Annotated in this window: 18 protein-coding genes; 4 read left to right on the top strand and 14 right to left on the bottom strand. The window is 52.7% G+C overall.

The genetic code is table 11. The features are described from left to right. Positions 1 to 104 precede the first annotated feature (104 nt). From GT3570_RS04765 to GT3570_RS04750, 4 genes are all read right to left on the bottom strand, one after another. Positions 105 to 1397 (bottom strand): ATP-binding protein, encoded by a 1293-nt coding sequence (locus GT3570_RS04765; protein ID WP_011230487.1) that lies wholly within the window; start codon positions 1395 to 1397, stop codon positions 105 to 107. Between the two features lie 55 nt (positions 1398 to 1452). Then, positions 1453 to 1698: a YueH family protein gene (locus GT3570_RS04760; protein WP_011230486.1), complete on the bottom strand. Its 246-nt coding sequence runs from the start codon at positions 1696 to 1698 to the stop codon at positions 1453 to 1455. Positions 1699 to 1763: 65 nt separating this feature from the next. After that, the gene (locus GT3570_RS04755) at positions 1764 to 2513 is read right to left on the bottom strand and encodes an SDR family NAD(P)-dependent oxidoreductase (RefSeq protein WP_023634225.1); all 750 of its coding nucleotides are present in this window, start codon (positions 2511 to 2513) and stop codon (positions 1764 to 1766) included. Positions 2514 to 2782: 269 nt separating this feature from the next. Continuing rightward, positions 2783 to 3457, bottom strand: a complete 675-nt coding sequence (locus GT3570_RS04750; RefSeq protein ID WP_011230484.1) for a hypothetical protein — start codon at positions 3455 to 3457, stop codon at positions 2783 to 2785. A gap of 171 nt (positions 3458 to 3628) precedes the next feature. Between GT3570_RS04750 and GT3570_RS04745 the strand changes: the two genes are divergently transcribed. The 3 genes from GT3570_RS04745 (at position 3629) to GT3570_RS04735 (ending at position 5089) form a co-directional block, all read left to right on the top strand. After that, the gene (locus GT3570_RS04745) at positions 3629 to 3823 is read left to right on the top strand and encodes a hypothetical protein (protein WP_011230483.1); all 195 of its coding nucleotides are present in this window, start codon (positions 3629 to 3631) and stop codon (positions 3821 to 3823) included. Positions 3824 to 4023: 200 nt separating this feature from the next. Beyond that, complete coding sequence (locus GT3570_RS04740) at positions 4024 to 4608, top strand: cell wall hydrolase (RefSeq protein WP_014195301.1); 585 nt, start codon at positions 4024 to 4026, stop codon at positions 4606 to 4608. 301 nt (positions 4609 to 4909) lie between these two features. Next, entirely contained in the window at positions 4910 to 5089 is a 180-nt protein-coding gene (locus GT3570_RS04735) for a YkvS family protein (protein ID WP_013145942.1), read from the top strand. Positions 5090 to 5119: 30 nt separating this feature from the next. Here GT3570_RS04735 and GT3570_RS04730 read toward each other — a convergent pair whose 3' ends face one another. From GT3570_RS04730 to GT3570_RS04695, 8 genes are all read right to left on the bottom strand, one after another. Next, positions 5120 to 5803 carry an NAD-dependent epimerase/dehydratase family protein gene (locus tag GT3570_RS04730; protein WP_014195299.1) on the bottom strand — a complete coding sequence of 228 codons (684 nt, stop codon included), beginning with the start codon at positions 5801 to 5803 and terminating at the stop codon, positions 5120 to 5122. A gap of 53 nt (positions 5804 to 5856) precedes the next feature. Beyond that, positions 5857 to 6354, bottom strand: a complete 498-nt coding sequence (queF, locus tag GT3570_RS04725; protein WP_011230479.1) for a preQ(1) synthase — start codon at positions 6352 to 6354, stop codon at positions 5857 to 5859. A 52-nt stretch (positions 6355 to 6406) separates the two neighbouring features. Continuing rightward, a complete protein-coding gene (gene queE / locus GT3570_RS04720; protein ID WP_011230478.1) occupies positions 6407 to 7141 on the bottom strand; it encodes a 7-carboxy-7-deazaguanine synthase QueE in 735 nt (244 codons plus the stop codon). Further along, positions 7141 to 7578, bottom strand: a complete 438-nt coding sequence (queD, locus tag GT3570_RS04715) for a 6-carboxytetrahydropterin synthase QueD (RefSeq protein WP_011230477.1) — start codon at positions 7576 to 7578, stop codon at positions 7141 to 7143. The genes queE and queD overlap by 1 nt, the downstream gene beginning before the upstream one ends. Then, complete coding sequence (gene queC, locus GT3570_RS04710; RefSeq protein WP_025039182.1) at positions 7575 to 8240, bottom strand: 7-cyano-7-deazaguanine synthase QueC; 666 nt, start codon at positions 8238 to 8240, stop codon at positions 7575 to 7577. The genes queD and queC overlap by 4 nt, the downstream gene beginning before the upstream one ends. 178 nt (positions 8241 to 8418) lie before the next feature. Next, positions 8419 to 9531 (bottom strand): GerAB/ArcD/ProY family transporter, encoded by a 1113-nt coding sequence (locus GT3570_RS04705; protein WP_023634223.1) that lies wholly within the window; start codon positions 9529 to 9531, stop codon positions 8419 to 8421. A gap of 26 nt (positions 9532 to 9557) precedes the next feature. Further along, positions 9558 to 10643 (bottom strand): Ger(x)C family spore germination protein, encoded by a 1086-nt coding sequence (locus GT3570_RS04700; protein ID WP_011230474.1) that lies wholly within the window; start codon positions 10641 to 10643, stop codon positions 9558 to 9560. A gap of 11 nt (positions 10644 to 10654) precedes the next feature. Continuing rightward, positions 10655 to 12169, bottom strand: coding sequence for a spore germination protein (locus GT3570_RS04695; protein ID WP_062898502.1), 1515 nt, complete (start codon positions 12167 to 12169; stop codon positions 10655 to 10657). Positions 12170 to 12309: 140 nt separating this feature from the next. Between GT3570_RS04695 and GT3570_RS04690 the strand changes: the two genes are divergently transcribed. Next, positions 12310 to 13920, top strand: coding sequence for a methyl-accepting chemotaxis protein (locus tag GT3570_RS04690; protein WP_062898501.1), 1611 nt, complete (start codon positions 12310 to 12312; stop codon positions 13918 to 13920). Positions 13921 to 13979: 59 nt separating this feature from the next. Here GT3570_RS04690 and GT3570_RS04685 read toward each other — a convergent pair whose 3' ends face one another. Beyond that, positions 13980 to 15020: a YkvI family membrane protein gene (locus GT3570_RS04685; RefSeq protein WP_023634222.1), complete on the bottom strand. Its 1041-nt coding sequence runs from the start codon at positions 15018 to 15020 to the stop codon at positions 13980 to 13982. A 107-nt stretch (positions 15021 to 15127) separates the two neighbouring features. After that, positions 15128 to 15874, bottom strand: a complete 747-nt coding sequence (locus GT3570_RS04680; RefSeq protein ID WP_025039183.1) for a FixH family protein — start codon at positions 15872 to 15874, stop codon at positions 15128 to 15130. Positions 15875 to 16126: the final 252 nt, after the last annotated feature.

The raw sequence follows: 16126 nt of genomic DNA, 5'->3' as shown, positions 1-16126 counted from the left end.
GCATCGGCCTCTGCCCGCCGTGCAACTCGACTGTCTATCAGCCATCGATTGAGACGTTAGCCAAAAAAAAAACAGACATCCTCGCTCTGCGTGGACGCCTGTTGTTATGACAGCGCATTTTGCCGGCCGTTTGCGGCTTTGACGCCGCCGGACGGAAACGTCAAATGAACAGTCGTTCCCTTCCCAACCTCGCTTTCGATCCGCATCGTTCCTTTATGTTCTTGAACGATTTTCATGCTTGTCGTCAGCCCGAGCCCCATTCCTTTTTCTTTCAAAGTGAAAAACGGTTCACCGATTTTCTGCAGCCGCTCTTTCGAAATGCCGACGCCGGTGTCGGCAACATCGACATAGATCTTCCCGTCCCCTTCCGCAACGTGGACGTATAAAATTCCTCCATCAGGCATCGCTTCGACGGCATTTTTCATAACGTTCAACAACACTTGAACAATTTGGTTTTGATCGCCGTACACACAAGCTTTCGGAGCGGTGTTATGGACGGAAATGGAAACGTTGTTCAACGTCGCCTCATGGCCAATCAAGCTGATGACATACGAAATGGCCTCGTCTAGCAAAAACGGCCGATAATCGTGGCTTTGCGGCTTGGCGAGCACCAGCAGCTCGCTGACAATTTGGTTGATGCGGCCGAGTTCACTTAACATAATGCGCATATAATGATCATTCACTTCGCGCGTTTCTTGCATCATCTGAATAAATCCTTTCATGGAGGTGAGCGGATTGCGGATTTCATGGGCAATGCCGGCGGCCAGCTCGCCAAGGACGGACAGCTTTTCTTTTTTCAAGAGCAGCTCCTCGGCAAGCTTTTGCTGGGTAATGTCGCGGCCGATCGTCAACAACCCTTTGCGCGCTCCGTTTTCGTCAAAGAGCGGCACTTTAATGACGTCAAACGTCTTCACTTCCCCATCCGGCGTCGCAAACGACTCCTCGCGGCGCGTCACCTTTCCGCTCTCCCACGCCTCGCGGTCTGATGCAATGCACTGCGCAAACGCTTCTTTAAAAAACGGCACAAGCTCGCCAAGCTCGCGGTCCGTCTTCCCGATATAATCGATCTGTTCGAGGCGGTACAGCCGCCGGCCAAAATCGTTGACGCGCAGCCATCGCCCCTCGCTGTCTTTAAAGCAAACGAAATCTGGCATCGAATTGATGAGCGTAAGCAGCTGCTGTTCATTTTCCTCGGTCTTTTCCAGCTGCTCGCGCTTTTTTAACAGCTGGTACAAAAAAATGGCCGAGAGCAAAATAAACACGGCCCCTTTGGCGGCGCCAAGCGCCATATATACATCGCGGCTGATCGACAGCATATTGAGCAGGGTGTCGGTGGCGACAATCCATAAAATGCTGCCTATGATATATACTGCGATTACTTTTGTTTTGTTGACCACGTTGTCATCGAACCCCTAACATGCAAAGTCGCGGCAGCCACGGTCGCCCTCTAGGCTACATTTCCCGCGCCCAGCCGAGCAACCGCACGGCCAAGAGGGCGGCGCGCTCATGGTCAAGCCGCTTTTTTAGCGATGCCTCAAGCCGCTCGGCCACCGCCTCCGCCTCTTCCTCATAGGCGAACGAAAATGACCACTCAAGCGCCGGAATGGCAATCACGATATATTCTTCTTTTCGATTTTCGTAAATGTAGACATTAGCCGGAGCTTGTCCGTCCATCACCGGCGTTTTGCGGATTTTCATTTTTCCGTCCCACCTTTTCCTTTGAAACCGTCTCCATTTTGTTTATTTTAACAAACGCCCGCTCCCTACTCAATATAAATCATTTTCCTGGTCATTCCCCCGTCGATCACCAAATTTACCCCAGTGATAAAATCGTTTTCCTCATCGCATAAATACAGACAAGCGCGGGCGATATCATCCGGTTTGCCGACGCGGCCGGCCGGGTGCTGCCGGTGGTCAATGTCTCGCAGTTGCCCATAATCGCCCGTTTCAATCCAACCGGGGCTGATGCAATTGACGCGAATGCGATCATCCGCAAACGACACCGCCAGCGCATGGGTCAAAGCGACAAGGCCGCCTTTCGATGCAGCGTACGCCTCGGAATTCGGCTCGGACATGAGCGCCCTTGTCGAGGCAATGTTGACGATTGCTCCGCCTTTTGCATTGCGGCGCATATATTTAGCTGCTTCTCGAGAAGCAAAAAAAGCGCTGCGCAAATTCGTTGACAGCACGTCATCCCACTCCTCAACCGTCAGCTCATACGGCGACTTCCAGCGTGAGACGCCAGCATTGTTGATCAAATAGTCAATGCGGCCGAAGCGGCCGGCAGCTTCTTGTACAAACCGTTCAATATCGTCCACCTTCCGCACATCCGCCGCCACAAAGATCGCCTCGAACCCGTCCGATTGCAATTGCGCGGCGAACGCTTCACCGTTTTGAATATCGCGGTCGATGATCACGACGTTCGCTCCCTGTTTTGCGAATGCTCTAGCGATCGCCTTGCCGATCCCATTCGCTCCACCGGTGACAATGGCTGTTTTCTGTTCCATGCTCATGTGCAATCTCTTCTCCCTTCCTTTGCTCCGTTTGCTTTCGGATGGGATCCAACCGAAAGAGGTAGGCTTTATGCATGGCCTTCCCTCCTACGATAAGGAACGTTTGTTCTATTCATGACCATTTTATACCTTTCGTTCTCTTGATGCAAGAGAAAGGTGGATGAGGAAAGATACCGATTCATCCCCCACTTGCGCTCACGCATGGAAGTGAGGATTTTCTCGGCTCCAGATGTAAAAAAGACCGCCATTCGGCGGTCTTTTTTGGCATCTTACCGATAGGGGCCATACGAGATTGGAAAGCCAGGCGCATACGGGGTTCCTCCGCCATAATATGGAGGCAGCGGCGCAGCGGGATAGCCATAGCCATACGGCATCACCGGGGCATACGGCTGCGGCGCCATCGGTGGATAGTACAGCGGCGCATACGGATGTGCGCCAGGAACGAAACCTGGTGTTGCACCAGCAGCCATTCCAGACAGCGTGCCAGGAACGGCCACGGGAGCCGTGCTGCCAGCCGGGGGAACGTTTTCTGCATACGGGGCCGTCATGCCATACGGAATAGCGGCGTCATCAGGCGTCATCGGCGGCGTGTTTTCTTTCCCACCCATCGGCCAAACGGAAGCATGGGCCATATTCGGCCCGGCTCCTAAACCGAGCGGCGGCGCCGGCAGCATCATATCGGAGCTGTCCGGACTGTCTGGACTGTCAAGATGGACCGGACTGACAAGCGGCGCTGGCGGCGCAACCGGTGGACACCAATAGCCATAAGGCGCTGCCGGCGGATAATACGCCATCGGCATCACTTGAGTCGGCGTCGCTTCATTTGGTGTCGTTGCCGATAGCGGAGCCATCGGCGGCACGTTATTCTCCATCCATCCGGCTTCATTGTCATGGCCGGAAGAGGTTGAAAACGGACCATTCATATACGGATCCCAATGATTCATTGTTCTCTCCCTTTCTTGCTTATATTCTCGGGGCGCGTACCCACCCATATTGTATGTCAGAACAAGCAAAGGGTGTTTGCCCGGCCAAAATATAGGTATTTAACCCAACAGTCGTCTGTGATACGATAAATAACGGTGACGATGCCGAATCAACGCTTGGGGGGACATGCGATGGATGAAGCACTGGCGGCCAAGCAAATCGATGAATTGCGCAACGGAATCATCTCCGAACTGTTGGTGAAAAAAGAGGACTTCCCTGTTTTTCGTGCCGTGCTCGTCAAACAGCCCGACTTCAAACGATTTCGCGGCATCGCCCAGCGCGGCGGCCACGTTATTTACCACTATATGGATGCTCCACGCAGCTAAAAGCTCCTGTTCCCATGGCTTCACACCCGGCTTTCCGTCCTGGAAGCCGGGTGTTTTTGCTCGCGGAGAATTTTCCATCCCTCTCTATGAAACTAGTCATTTCAATGCCTCGCGCGTTTTTTCCATCATTTCGATAATGACTCATCGCGTGATCCTTGTTACTCTAGTAGCGAGTTTGCAAGACAAAAGGAGGGATGTGGATGAAACAAGCAAAAGCATGGGTGACGGCTATGTTGTGCGGCATATTTTTCTTTGCCGGCCATGCCGATGCGGCGATGATCCACACCGTCAAGCGCGGCGATACGCTTTGGAAAATCGCGAAACAATACGGTGTGCCGCTGAAACAACTGCAGCAGACAAACCGCAAAGGCGATTGGCTATATCCTGGTGAAAAACTCGTCATCCCTGATGCCGGCATCACGGCGGCGGAGAAAGATTTGCTCGCTCGCCTCGTCCATGCCGAGGCGAAAGGGGAACCGTACGCCGGGAAAGTGGCCGTGGCAACGGTCGTGCTCAACCGCGTCGACCATCCGGATTTTCCGGATACGATCCGCGCTGTCATTTATGAGCGCTCTGGCGGCCATTATGCATTCACGCCGGTCGCAAACGGATCGATCAACGAACCGGCCGACCGTGAATCATACCGCGCCGTTGAAGAAGCACTTGCTTTTCGCGGTTTAGGAAACGGCTCGCTCTATTTCTATAATCCGAAAACGGCGAAAAGCAAATGGCTGCGCTCGCGTCCAGTGACCGTCGTCATCGGCAACCACGTCTTCGCCAAGTAAAAGAAGGATAGGCTGCCTTAAAAGACCGTTTTCTCCTAAGCGAGGCGCCATATATGGTCTTTTGAGCATATTGGATGCATATATGCACCCATAAGGAAGGTGCCCAAACTCTTTTTCAGGGCACCTTTTTTAAATATTTAGGAAATAAATCTCTTTACTTGCGCATAAAAATAAGGCACACTAGTAAAAAAGCGCCTAATCCCCGCCGACCGGGGAGCGGCGACGGAATCAGGCAAGCCTCGATTCCCGCGGCCGTTCGCTTGAGCGGTCCGTCCATCATTTTGATTAAAGGAGAATGATGATGATCAAAAAAGCGAAAGTCGGAGATATTATCGAATTTAAAAATGGGCTGCGCGGCATTGTGGAGAAGGTGAATGAAAACTCCGTCATCGTGGATTTAACGTATATGGAAAACTACCGTGAACTCGATTTGCAAGAACGGACAGTCGTCAATCATAAAAACTATAAGATCATCGAATAAAAAAGAGGCTGCCAAGAGCCTCTTTTTTGTTTACGAAATGCGGGCGAGTTCATCACATTCATAGATATGGACGCCGCTCGTTGCTGACGCCGCCCGGTAAAACATCGCCAAAGCAAGCTGATGGGCGTCAACCGGCTTATACTTTTTCCATTTGCCGACGAACAAAAACGGAAGACGGCATAACAACCACCCGCCTAACGCTTCGCCAAGGCGGAACTCCCGGCGCTTGCCGACAAGCAGCGACGGACGAAAAATATGGAGCGACGGAATGGAAAGCCGCTGCAACGCCTCTTCCGTCTCTCCTTTGACTCGCTGGTAAAAAAACGGCGAGCACGGGTTGGCGCCGACCGAAGAGACGGTCAAAAAGCTTTTCGCACGGCACTTTTCCGCCAGCGCCGCGGCGCGCAGCGTATATTCATAGTCGACTTGAATGAACTGCTGCTTTGTTTTCGCCTTTTTGCGCGTCGTCCCTAGGCAGCAAAACACATCGTCCACATAAAAATATCGTTCGTACGATTCAAGCCGCGCAAAATCGACGACGACTTGCTGCAGCTTTTCATGTTCCACCGGCAGCGGAGTGCGGACGAAAATCGTCACACAGCGGTACAAATCCGACTGCAGCAACAGCTTCAGCAACTCTCCGCCGACCAAACCGCTCGCTCCAAGCAAAAGAGCTGTTCTTCGCTCCAACGCCAAAACCTCCAAGGCAAACATTCATTGTTCATTATATAGGAGTTGGAGCGAAAAAACTACCTCTTTTTTTATCTCTAGCGGTTGTCGACTTTTTCTGGATACAAGTCATGATTGAGCAGCCGGTATTCCGCCATTTTTTCGTATTTCGTCCCCGGGCGTCCCCAGTTGCAGTACGGATCGATGGAAATGCCGCCGCGCGGGGTGAATTTGCCCCACACTTCGATATAGCGCGGTTCCATAACTTTAATCAAATCGTTCATAATGATGTTGACGCAGTCTTCGTGAAAGTCGCCATGATTGCGGAAGCTGAACAAATACAGCTTCAACGATTTGCTTTCGACGCATTTTTTGTCCGGGATGTAGCTGATGTAAATCGTTGCGAAGTCCGGTTGTCCGGTTTTTGGACACAACGTCGTAAACTCCGGACAATTGAACTTCACGAAATAATCCCGGTCAGGATGTTTGTTGTCAAACACTTCAAGCAGATTGGGATTGTACGTAAACGAATACGTTGTCCCTTGATTGCCAAGCAGCGTCAAGTCTTTCAATTCTTCCTCTTTTCTTCCTGCCATTCGTTCATTCCTCCCTCATTATTCATTGCCGGGCGAATCGCCGCACCCCGCTTTACACGCCGCGCTTGTTTCCCCAAAGAAGCGTGTGCAGCTGCGGCAGGATGTGGACGTCTGCCAGCTCCTCCGAATCGGCGGCTTGTTCCACCAGCCATTCCAACCGACTGAAAAGCTTCGCACGGAGTGCATCCACATCCGAATCGGCCACATCGGCGTTTCCTGCCTGCAAATAAAACGGAACACTTGGGTAGCGGCAGTGCACCTCTTTCGCATACGCCAAATCGGCGTCATCAAAGACGACGACTTTCAAGCTGATGCGCCGCACTCGGCTTTGGTCAGCCTGCAACCGTTCAATGATTTGATCGAGCGCCGCCCAGTCGGTGTCCATCCCCGAGCTTGGCGGCTTCGGGGAAAGAGTGACGTCGTCAATGTCAAGCAGCCAATCCTGCCAACGGCTCCCTTGCGTTTCAACCGCGACCCGCATCCCTTTTTCATGAAGAAGCGCGATGAGCTCCCCAAGAGCCGCAATCAGAAGCGGGTTGCCGCCTGAAATCGTCACGTGGCGGAAGCGGCGGCCGCCAATGGCTTCAAGCCGCCGCCAAATTTCGTCTGCCGTCAGCTGCTCGATCTCGTCTTTTGCTGATCCGTCCCACGTAAACGCCGAATCGCACCAGCGGCAGCGGTAGTCGCAGCCGGCTGTGCGGACGAACATCGTCTTTTGGCCGATCACCATTCCCTCTCCTTGGATGGTCGGACCAAAAATCTCCAACACCGGAATCGTGCGCGCCATTACCGCTCCCCCGCTTTCGGACGGTAGACGACATAACTTGTCGGCGTTTCGCGGACAAACACTTGCAAACATTTCGGCTTGTGCGGCAGCGTATCCAAATAGCGCTGAATCGTTTCATAAATCGTGCGCGCCACCACTTCCGACGTCGGAAACCGATTCGGGTCATGACCGTCAAACCAATCGCTATGGTCGTTGAGCAGCGTATGGTCCAGCTTGCGATGAACGAGCTGTTTTAACGTTTGAAAATTGACTAAAAAACCGCTCTCATCGAGCTCATCGCCGGCGACCGTCACATTGACGATGTACGTGTGGCCGTGCACGTTTGCGCAACTCCCAGCCGCTTCGTGCGGGATGAAATGGGCGGCGGCGATGTGCATATCTTTGTTCAACTCATAGCGGTAATGATGCGCCACCTGCGGATAGAGCTGATGCATCATCGCGACTCCACCTCCGCTTTTTCCCGCAAATATTCATCCAACCCGCGCTTGCGCAGCGCACATGCTGGGCATTCGCCGCAGCCGTCGGCGATGATGCCGTTATAGCACGTCAGCGTCTTCGTGCGAATGAACTCGAGCGCCCCGAGCTCATCAGCGAGCTTCCACGTCTCCGCTTTCGTCAGCCACATGAGCGGCGTATGAATGACAAATTCGTAATCCATCGCTAAATTCAGCGTGACGTTCAATGATTTGATAAACACATCGCGGCAGTCCGGATAGCCGCTGAAATCTGTTTCGCACACTCCAGTCACAATATGGCGCGCGCCCCGCTGTTTGGCGAACACGGCAGCGAATGATAAAAACAATAAATTGCGTCCGTCCACAAACGTCGTCGGCAGCTCGCCTTTCTTTTGTTCAATGGCAATGTCGCGCCGCGTCAAGGCGTTCGGCGCCAACTGCCCGAGAAGCGACAAATCAAGCACTGTATGGCGGACGCCAAGCTCGTCAGCGATCGCTTGAGCGACGTCAATTTCCCGGCGATGGCGCTGGCCGTAGTCAAACGTCACCGCTTCCACTTCACCAAACTGTTTTTTCGCCCAAAACAAACACGTCGTGCTGTCTTGGCCGCCGCTAAAGACGACGACCGCCTTTTCTTCATTCATCTTCATCATGATCAACCTCCTTCTGAATCAGCAGAAGAAGAGGTTTCCAAAACAAAAAAGGCCATACCCCTAGGATACAGCCGTCCCTAGTTTTTTATAGAGGGTTTTGCTAGAAACCTCTCCCGTACAAGCGTACGGAATTGTGATTCTTCTGTTTTCTCTATTTACTATACCATACTTATGGCTTTTGTTGTAGCGCCTTTTTCACTTTTTCCGCCATCCATACGTACACATACAGGAGCGGAACATACACCGCGACAAGATAAAACCCTGCCTTCGCTGTCCATTGCGTCAACTGCTCAATGTCTGTCTTCTCTTGGAAAAACAGCGTCCCGACAAACAAGCAAGCGAGCAACACTGGAAGCGAACGGCGTTGCTGAACGGCAAACAGCTGTTTCACAACCCGCGTCGCCGCCCAAACCGAGAGCGTGATGATCGGAACCACGACAAGCACATAAATCGAGATGACGATGTATTCCATCCGCTCGATAAACGGCACTTCTGGAATTTTGGCCAGCGTCAGCGTCGGCCATGTAATATGCTGGATTTGCTCTTTGTTATAAAACACGACGGAAATGAGGATCAAAACAAAATAAATGAACATCGTAAACGCGTTGGCCGCATGCGCCCACTTTTGCGAGGACGGAGCATTTTTTAAAAACGGGTAATACATAAGCAGCATTTCAAACCCTAAATATTGCAGCACCATCTCTTTCGATGCTTTTGCCAATTGCCCAAACGAATGGTCGAACACCGGCAATAAGTTCCGGTATTGAGCATACTCAAGCGGAAAGAAAACCATCGGAAAAATCGTCAACAGCGGAATCACCACCCCCCAAACGCATAAGCCGACAACGACGCGAAACCCGCCGGAGACGGCATAATACGTCAGCAGCAAAAACACGAGGCTGAACTGCCACACCCCAATCAACGGGAACACCCATACTTTAATGATTTCAATGTATGATTGAAGCACCATAAACGCCGCCAACGCGTAGTAAAAAAGAAGTCCAAGGCTCAGCACCCCGCCGATCCACCGCCCGAAGTACTGTTCATGAAGCGACACGAGGTCTCCGCCTGATGGAGAATGCGACAGCAGCCGATACATCAGCCAAATCAACACGTGCGCCGCCAGCCCGGCCAGCAAGACAACCATCCAGGCATCCTGCCCCGCCTCTTTCATCAGAGGACGCTGAAAATTGAGTGCCCCGACCCCAACTTGCGTAGCGTGAATGACAAAAAACACAAGAAACGGGGAGATGAGAAACCGTTCCTGAATGGCCTGCTTCATCCTAATCCCTCCTCATGTTCCCCGTCTTATTCGCCAATGCCTGTATGGACGATATCCACCGTGACGTGCGGGCGGATGTCTAGATCCGGGTATTCGCGGTAAAACGCGTCGGAATCCCAATGTCTTGTCACGCTGCGAACAAAATCGCCAATGCCGAGCGGGTCAATCCGTTTTTTCTGAAAATAGTGGAATAACCGGCGCATATTATGCTCCAATTCGTTTTGCATCTTTTTCTTCACATCAGCAAACAAATCACCTCCCGGCTGATCGAGCCATGACGGGTAATCCCTCACCGACGCATGGATATGGACGAACACGTCAAGCACATGGCGTCTTCCATCACGCTTCCATTCATATTTCGGCTTCGCCCATAAGTTTTGCAGCATCACCCGATCCTCGCCCTGTTTCCCGCGATTCCCAACCTTCAGCTGGTAGACGCCGTTTTTCGTTTCCCCGAGCAAAATTTTCATTAAAAACGAATCACGCAAACTTACATGCCCGACATATTGGTCATCGCGAAACAACGCGACCCCTTCAAGCTTGACGAAATCTCCTTTTTTCTCAAAATACGGCAAAAAAGGGTCGCTCCCCGGGGAAAAATAGCGATACAAAAACAAGTGCAAATTCGTTTTCGGCAAGTTCATCGACTGCTCGTTCTGCTCCACAAGATTCGGCAAATACAACGTATCGCTCAGCGTCGTTTTCGCCGTGATTTTCAGCAGCTCCTTAGCGCTTTCTTCCGCTACGCCAAGCAGCAAATGGCTGCCGACTTTGTTGTTGCGCGCGAGGCTGTGCGTAATTTGCGTCACCCCCCGCCGAGCAAACTCCTTGCCGAACAAAATAAGGCGCAGCTGCCCTTCCTCAATCGGCAGCGCTGATTTCGATGACAGGCGCGGAATCAAGTCGTAGATCGTCGGCGACGTCGTCGTCAGCATATTCGGCTTTGTCATCGGCCCTTGCTTGAACGTCGGGTACACCGCAGTGCCCGTGTAGCGGCCGTTCTCGAAATCATACCCCATCTGTTGAATAATTTGAATTTCGTCAATCGGCCGCGAACTGACGCAGCCGCCAAGCAACAGCAGCGCACCGACCCATGCGAGCCCACGCCTCATCATGATCCCCCTTACTCATCAATATCGCGTTTTTGCTTCGCCGCATTCGGATCGTAACGAAACCGCGACCGCGGACGAAGAAACATCGGCCGCTCCGCCGTTTCACTGTATGGCGAACGAATGAATGTATCGCGGAAGCTGCGAACACGAAATGGATAAAACGGCAGCAAATACGGATAACCAAACGACTGCAGCCGCCCTAAATGAATGAGCAGTCCACAGACAGCAAAGATGATGCCGATCCCGCCCCAGAAAGCGGCAAACAAAATAAACGGGAACCGGATAAACCGGATCGTGTTGGACATTTTGAAAATCGGCGTTGTAAACGAAGCGAGCGCCGCCAACGCGACGACAATCAACAAAATCGTACTCGTCAGCCCGGCATCAACGGTTGCTTGCCCGATGACAATCCCACCGACAATTCCGAGCGTTTGCGCGACTTTCGTCGGCAGCCGCGCCCCGGCCTCGCGCAACAGCTCAATCGTAATTTCCAAAAACAGCACCTCGAGCATCGGCGGAAATGGCACGTTCGAGCGTGAATAAATGATCGGGCCGAGCAAGTCTTCGGGAATCATTTCATAATGATACGTCAGCACCGCCACATAAATCGGCGACGCCAACACCGAAAACGCAACGCCGAAAAACCGGATGAGCCGGAAAAACGTACCGAGCACCCATGGCAAATAATAGTCTTCCGGCGACGTAAAAAAATCGAAGAGAGCGGCGGGGCCAATCACGGCATACGGGGAGCCGTCGCAAAAAATGGCCACCTGCCCCGACACAAGCGCATAAATGGCCCGGTCGATCCGCTCGGTCGAGATAAAAAGAGGAAACGGTGTCCGCGAATTGTCCGCGAGCAGCTGATCCAAAATAGCGTTGTCAAACACGACGTCAAAATGAATGGACTCAAGCCGCTGCGTCACCGTTTGAATGACTTCCGGATTAGCGACACCGTCGATGTAGGCGATGACCACTTTCGTTTTCGACATCGAACCGATCGACATTTCCCGAAACACAAGATTTGGCGTCACCACTTGCCGGCGGATGAGATGCAAGTTGACGCCGACATTTTCCACAAATCCGACTTTGGGCCCAACGACGCTGAATTCGTTTTCCGAATCATTGTTTTCCCGAAGCCCCAAATTTTCAGCCGCGGCGCCCATGAGCGCCGCTTTGTTCGGTTGCTCGCGGAATGTAACAGCGACAAACCCTTTCAGCACCTTCTCTTCAATCAGCGCCGTGTCTTCGCTCACTTCAATGCGCTGAATCGGCACGATTTGCTGCAAGTCTTCCAATCGGACGTTCGGATGCTGGGGAATGTCGTTTTGCAAATGGCAAAAAATCCGCTCTTGCAGCACTTGCGGATCAACGAGCGAATCGAAATAGTAAATCGACAGCTCCTTGCCTCCGACAACAAACGACACTTCGACAAAATCGCTCGATTGCCGAAGCTTTTCCCAAAGTTGCGAAAGATTCCTCTGTGCGGGGCGCTTTTTCTTTTTCTTCCAAAACGAGAACCAACCCACGATGATCCCCTCGCCTTTCCGTTTACGGCATAGTCTTCCAATCGATCGATATTTTTATGCATCCCCCTTTCATCCTATTGATTCGACAAAATCTTCTATATATTATTGAAAATAGACAAATAAAAAAAGGAGAATCGTCTATGAACAAATTGACGAAACGGCGCCGGGCAAAACAGGCGTTAAAAAAAGTAACAGCAACGGCGGAAGCACTGCGGCGGTCCATCGACCGAACGCGCCCGCTTGAAGAGCAGCTCGACCGCATCCGCGCCTTGTTGGATGAACAGCTTGGCCATGATGAATATTTTGTTCTTGTCGATGAAAACGGATACGGACTCGTTCATACGAACCGCCTCCGCGAGGGAAGGGTGTTTGCCGACCCGGTCGGGCTGGCTGCCGCCCGCACGAACGAGCCGCTCTTGCAAGTGTACGAACGCGATACAGGCGAAGTGTTGATTGACGCCAGTTGCCCGCTTTGGACGGAGCCGGGCGGAAGGCGGATCAATTTGCGGATGGGGCGGCTCATGCACCGTCCGTATTTGCAATGGGCGTTGGCAAGCATCGCCATCGCGCCCGCAGCCGTTGGGCTGGCCGCTTCCATCGCAGGGGCGCCGCCCGTTTTTGCCGCGCTGTGCGCCGCTGCGGTTGGGCTTGGGCTTGGCGCCGCCTGGCATCGGGCCATTGCCGCCCAGCTTCGCCATTGGTACAGCGTCACCCGCACTGTCTCCTCGGGTCAATTGCGGACAGAAGTGAAAACGACGGGAAAACGGGATGAATTTCATCAAATCGCCTACGAAATCAACAAAATGATTCTCGGCATCCGCACGATCATCAATGAGCTTGGCAAAGCGGCCAAAACGGTGCATGATGTCAGCCATGAGCAACAATTGGAAATGCGCCGCCTCTCTGAATCGTTTGACGAAATCGCCGCTGCTGTTGAAACGTTCCGCGAAGGGGCGAAACAACAAACGACCGCTGTCGAACAAGCGGGTGACGTCATCGGGCAGATGGTGGAACGCGTGCAACTCATGCGGGCCGCCGTTGAACGCGTCGTACGGCAAGCGGGCGACGCTTGGTCGTCAGCAGCAGAAGGCATCCGCCTCATTGAGGAAACGAAAACAAACATGGACGCGATGCAGCGCGGCATCGGCGAAATGACTGCCCTCATCGACAAAGCAGCCAATGAAGCAGCGCGCGTTCATGAGATGATCGCCGCCATTCGCACGATCGCCAAACAAACGAACTTGCTCGCCCTAAACGCCTCGATCGAAGCGGCGCGGGCCGGTGAAGCGGGCCGCGGTTTTTCGATCGTCGCCGAAGAAGTCCGAAAGCTCGCTGAAGATACAAACGCGTTCGCCGCTGAAATTTTTGCTTCGCTCGACGCCATGACGAACGCGCTCAAAGAAACGGTGCAAGCTGTACAAGGAAGCGGCCTCCGCGTTGAAACAACGAAAGACTCTCTTTGGAAAACAGGGGAAACGTTCACATCGTTTCAAGGCATGTTCGCCCAACTGAACGACTTGCTTCAGCAAAACGAAGCGTATGTTAACGCCATCACCGCCGATGGCGAGCAGCTCGGCGGACTGATGGAAGACGTACGCACCGTCGCCGCCGATTTTTCAAACATGGTGCAAGAAACGGCGGCTGGACTTGAGCAACAAACGCTCGCCCTTCACCAGCTGGCTCGGGAAGCCGACACGTTGGCTGCAGCAGCGCGCGATTTAGAAAAAATGATCGCCCGCTTCCACTCATAACGAAACGAAGCCCTTTCGTCCCCCTTCACCAAAAAACTTTGGGGAACGAAAGGGCTCATTTACCGGCGCGGCAGCTGCCGGCGCCAAAGAAGCCACAACAGCACAAGACTCATATAACCAAACAGCGGATAGATGAATGACAGCAGCTCCCCGTAATGAAACGGGCTGACCGCCGCAAACAGCAAAACGAGCAGCACGCCCAGCCATTTCCCGCCAAGCGGCGCCCAAACGCGCACTTGACGTGCGAGCCCAAACATGCCGCCGATGACCGATGTAAAAATTTCTCCGTAAATGACGACGACATAAAGCCAATACAACACAGTAAAAAACGTATGAACGACTTCGGCCATTGGAATATCATAATCGTCCTTGTGTGGAAACGACAGCAGCACCATATGGTTCAACAGCAGCAAAACCGTCAACACCATTCCGCCTAACATCGCTCCGCGCCTCACCGCTCGCTCATCGGTCGCTTCGCGGGCGATGGGGACAAGCACCGCTTGGGCCATCGCCAAGTTAAAGGCCGCATAGGAAAACGGGGACAACATCGCCTTGAGGGAATAGTCCACCGCAGCCATGTCCGGACGGCACAAATCGCCAGCCACGATTGTTTTCACAAAGGCGATGGCGCTGAACAGCACCATCATCGGCGCGACGAACACGTTGACGCCAAACAGCCCTTTGCGGTCAAACAACATGACAAGAAGCGCCAAACCGAGCGTCAGCGTGACGCCCGCCTGCCTCGGCCAGCCGATCTGCTCTTCAAACACCGCACCCGCCCCGGCGATCATCACCGCCGTCACCCCCGCGATCATCACCGTCATCACAAGCGTCACAAACGGACTCAACATTCTTCCGAACAAATAGCGATTCAATTCATCATAGGACGCGGCTCCAATGCGGCGCGCCATCACCATCAGGCGCGCGCCGCCCCATGTGAACAAAACGCCGCTGACCGCCACCCCGATCGTCCCAGCCATTCCGTAGCGGGTAAAAAATTCAATAATTTCCCTGCCAGTCGCAAATCCCGCTCCAATCACCGTGCCGACGTAAACAGCGGCGATTTGCCATGCTTCCGACCATTCCGCTTTCTTCTTCACTGACTGCCCTCTCCTTCTCCTTGTCCGTTGCTTTACTTCCATATATATGTCCGCAGCGGACAAGAAAGACGAGTAGAAAAAAAGGATGCCTCCCTCGGCATCCTTCGTTACTGAACCGTCACTTGTTCGACTTGATGTTCGTGCAGCCCGCCGCTTCCTTCGACGTGCACTTTCACCGAATACGTTCCTTTGTTGGCAAACGTGGCCATTGCTTCGTATTCGCCGTTTCCTTTTTCATCTGCATCCACAAATTCATGCTTATTGTCCGCCTGCCAAATCTCAAAGCGAACGGTGGCGTTCGTAAACGGCTTCCCATCTTTGGTGAGGTGAACGGTCAATGCCGCCGGTTTTCCGGCTTCGAACGAACGGGACGACAGCGAAATGGCGACGGCGCCATGATGATTTTCTTCAGCACTGCCTTGGGAATTTTCGCGCGCACCGTCGGCCGTCGCCGCCTGTTCCGGGTTGCCGGCGACAATATCTTTTTTCGGCATGTTATGCATATCGCGCGCCGTCACATGGGCGACGACCGAATATGTTCCCGCTTGGGTAAATGTTTTTTCCACCGAGTAGCGGCCATCGCCGTCATGCTTCGCTTCAAGCATTTCCCGCTCGCTGCTTCCGTGTTTCCATACTTCAAACTTGACTTCGCTCGCATCGTCCACTTTTTCACCGCCGTACGTCACGACGCAGGCGAGCTTGGTCGGTTTGTTCAAATCGATGTGATCCGGAACATCCATTTTCACTTCAAGCACGGCCGGCGTCTCGGCTTGCTTGTTGTGATTTGTACAAGCAGCCATGATCATCATCCCCAAAAGTACAACAGCAAACGCGAAACCAACATGTCTTCTCATCTTCACCTTTCTCCTTTTTCCTTCAAATTCATGATCATCGTCAGCACCAAAGACGGAGTCTTTTCCGCCTCTTTTTCTGTTTTTCACTTTATCATAGCTTTGCCGCACCTACATTAGTATTCACCATTTTTTCAAAAACATTTCATCGTTATCACAATTTTTTTGTACAAAACACTTGAAAGTCAAAAAAGGTCAAAGTATAATAAAGTCAGAAAGTCAAAGAAAGTCAAAGTCAAAACCTGAATAATGGAA

The sequence above is a fragment of the Geobacillus thermoleovorans genome (assembly GCF_001610955.1).
GTDB classification, from domain to species: domain Bacteria; phylum Bacillota; class Bacilli; order Bacillales; family Anoxybacillaceae; genus Geobacillus; species Geobacillus thermoleovorans.
This window is presented reverse-complemented; position numbering and strand designations above follow the sequence as displayed.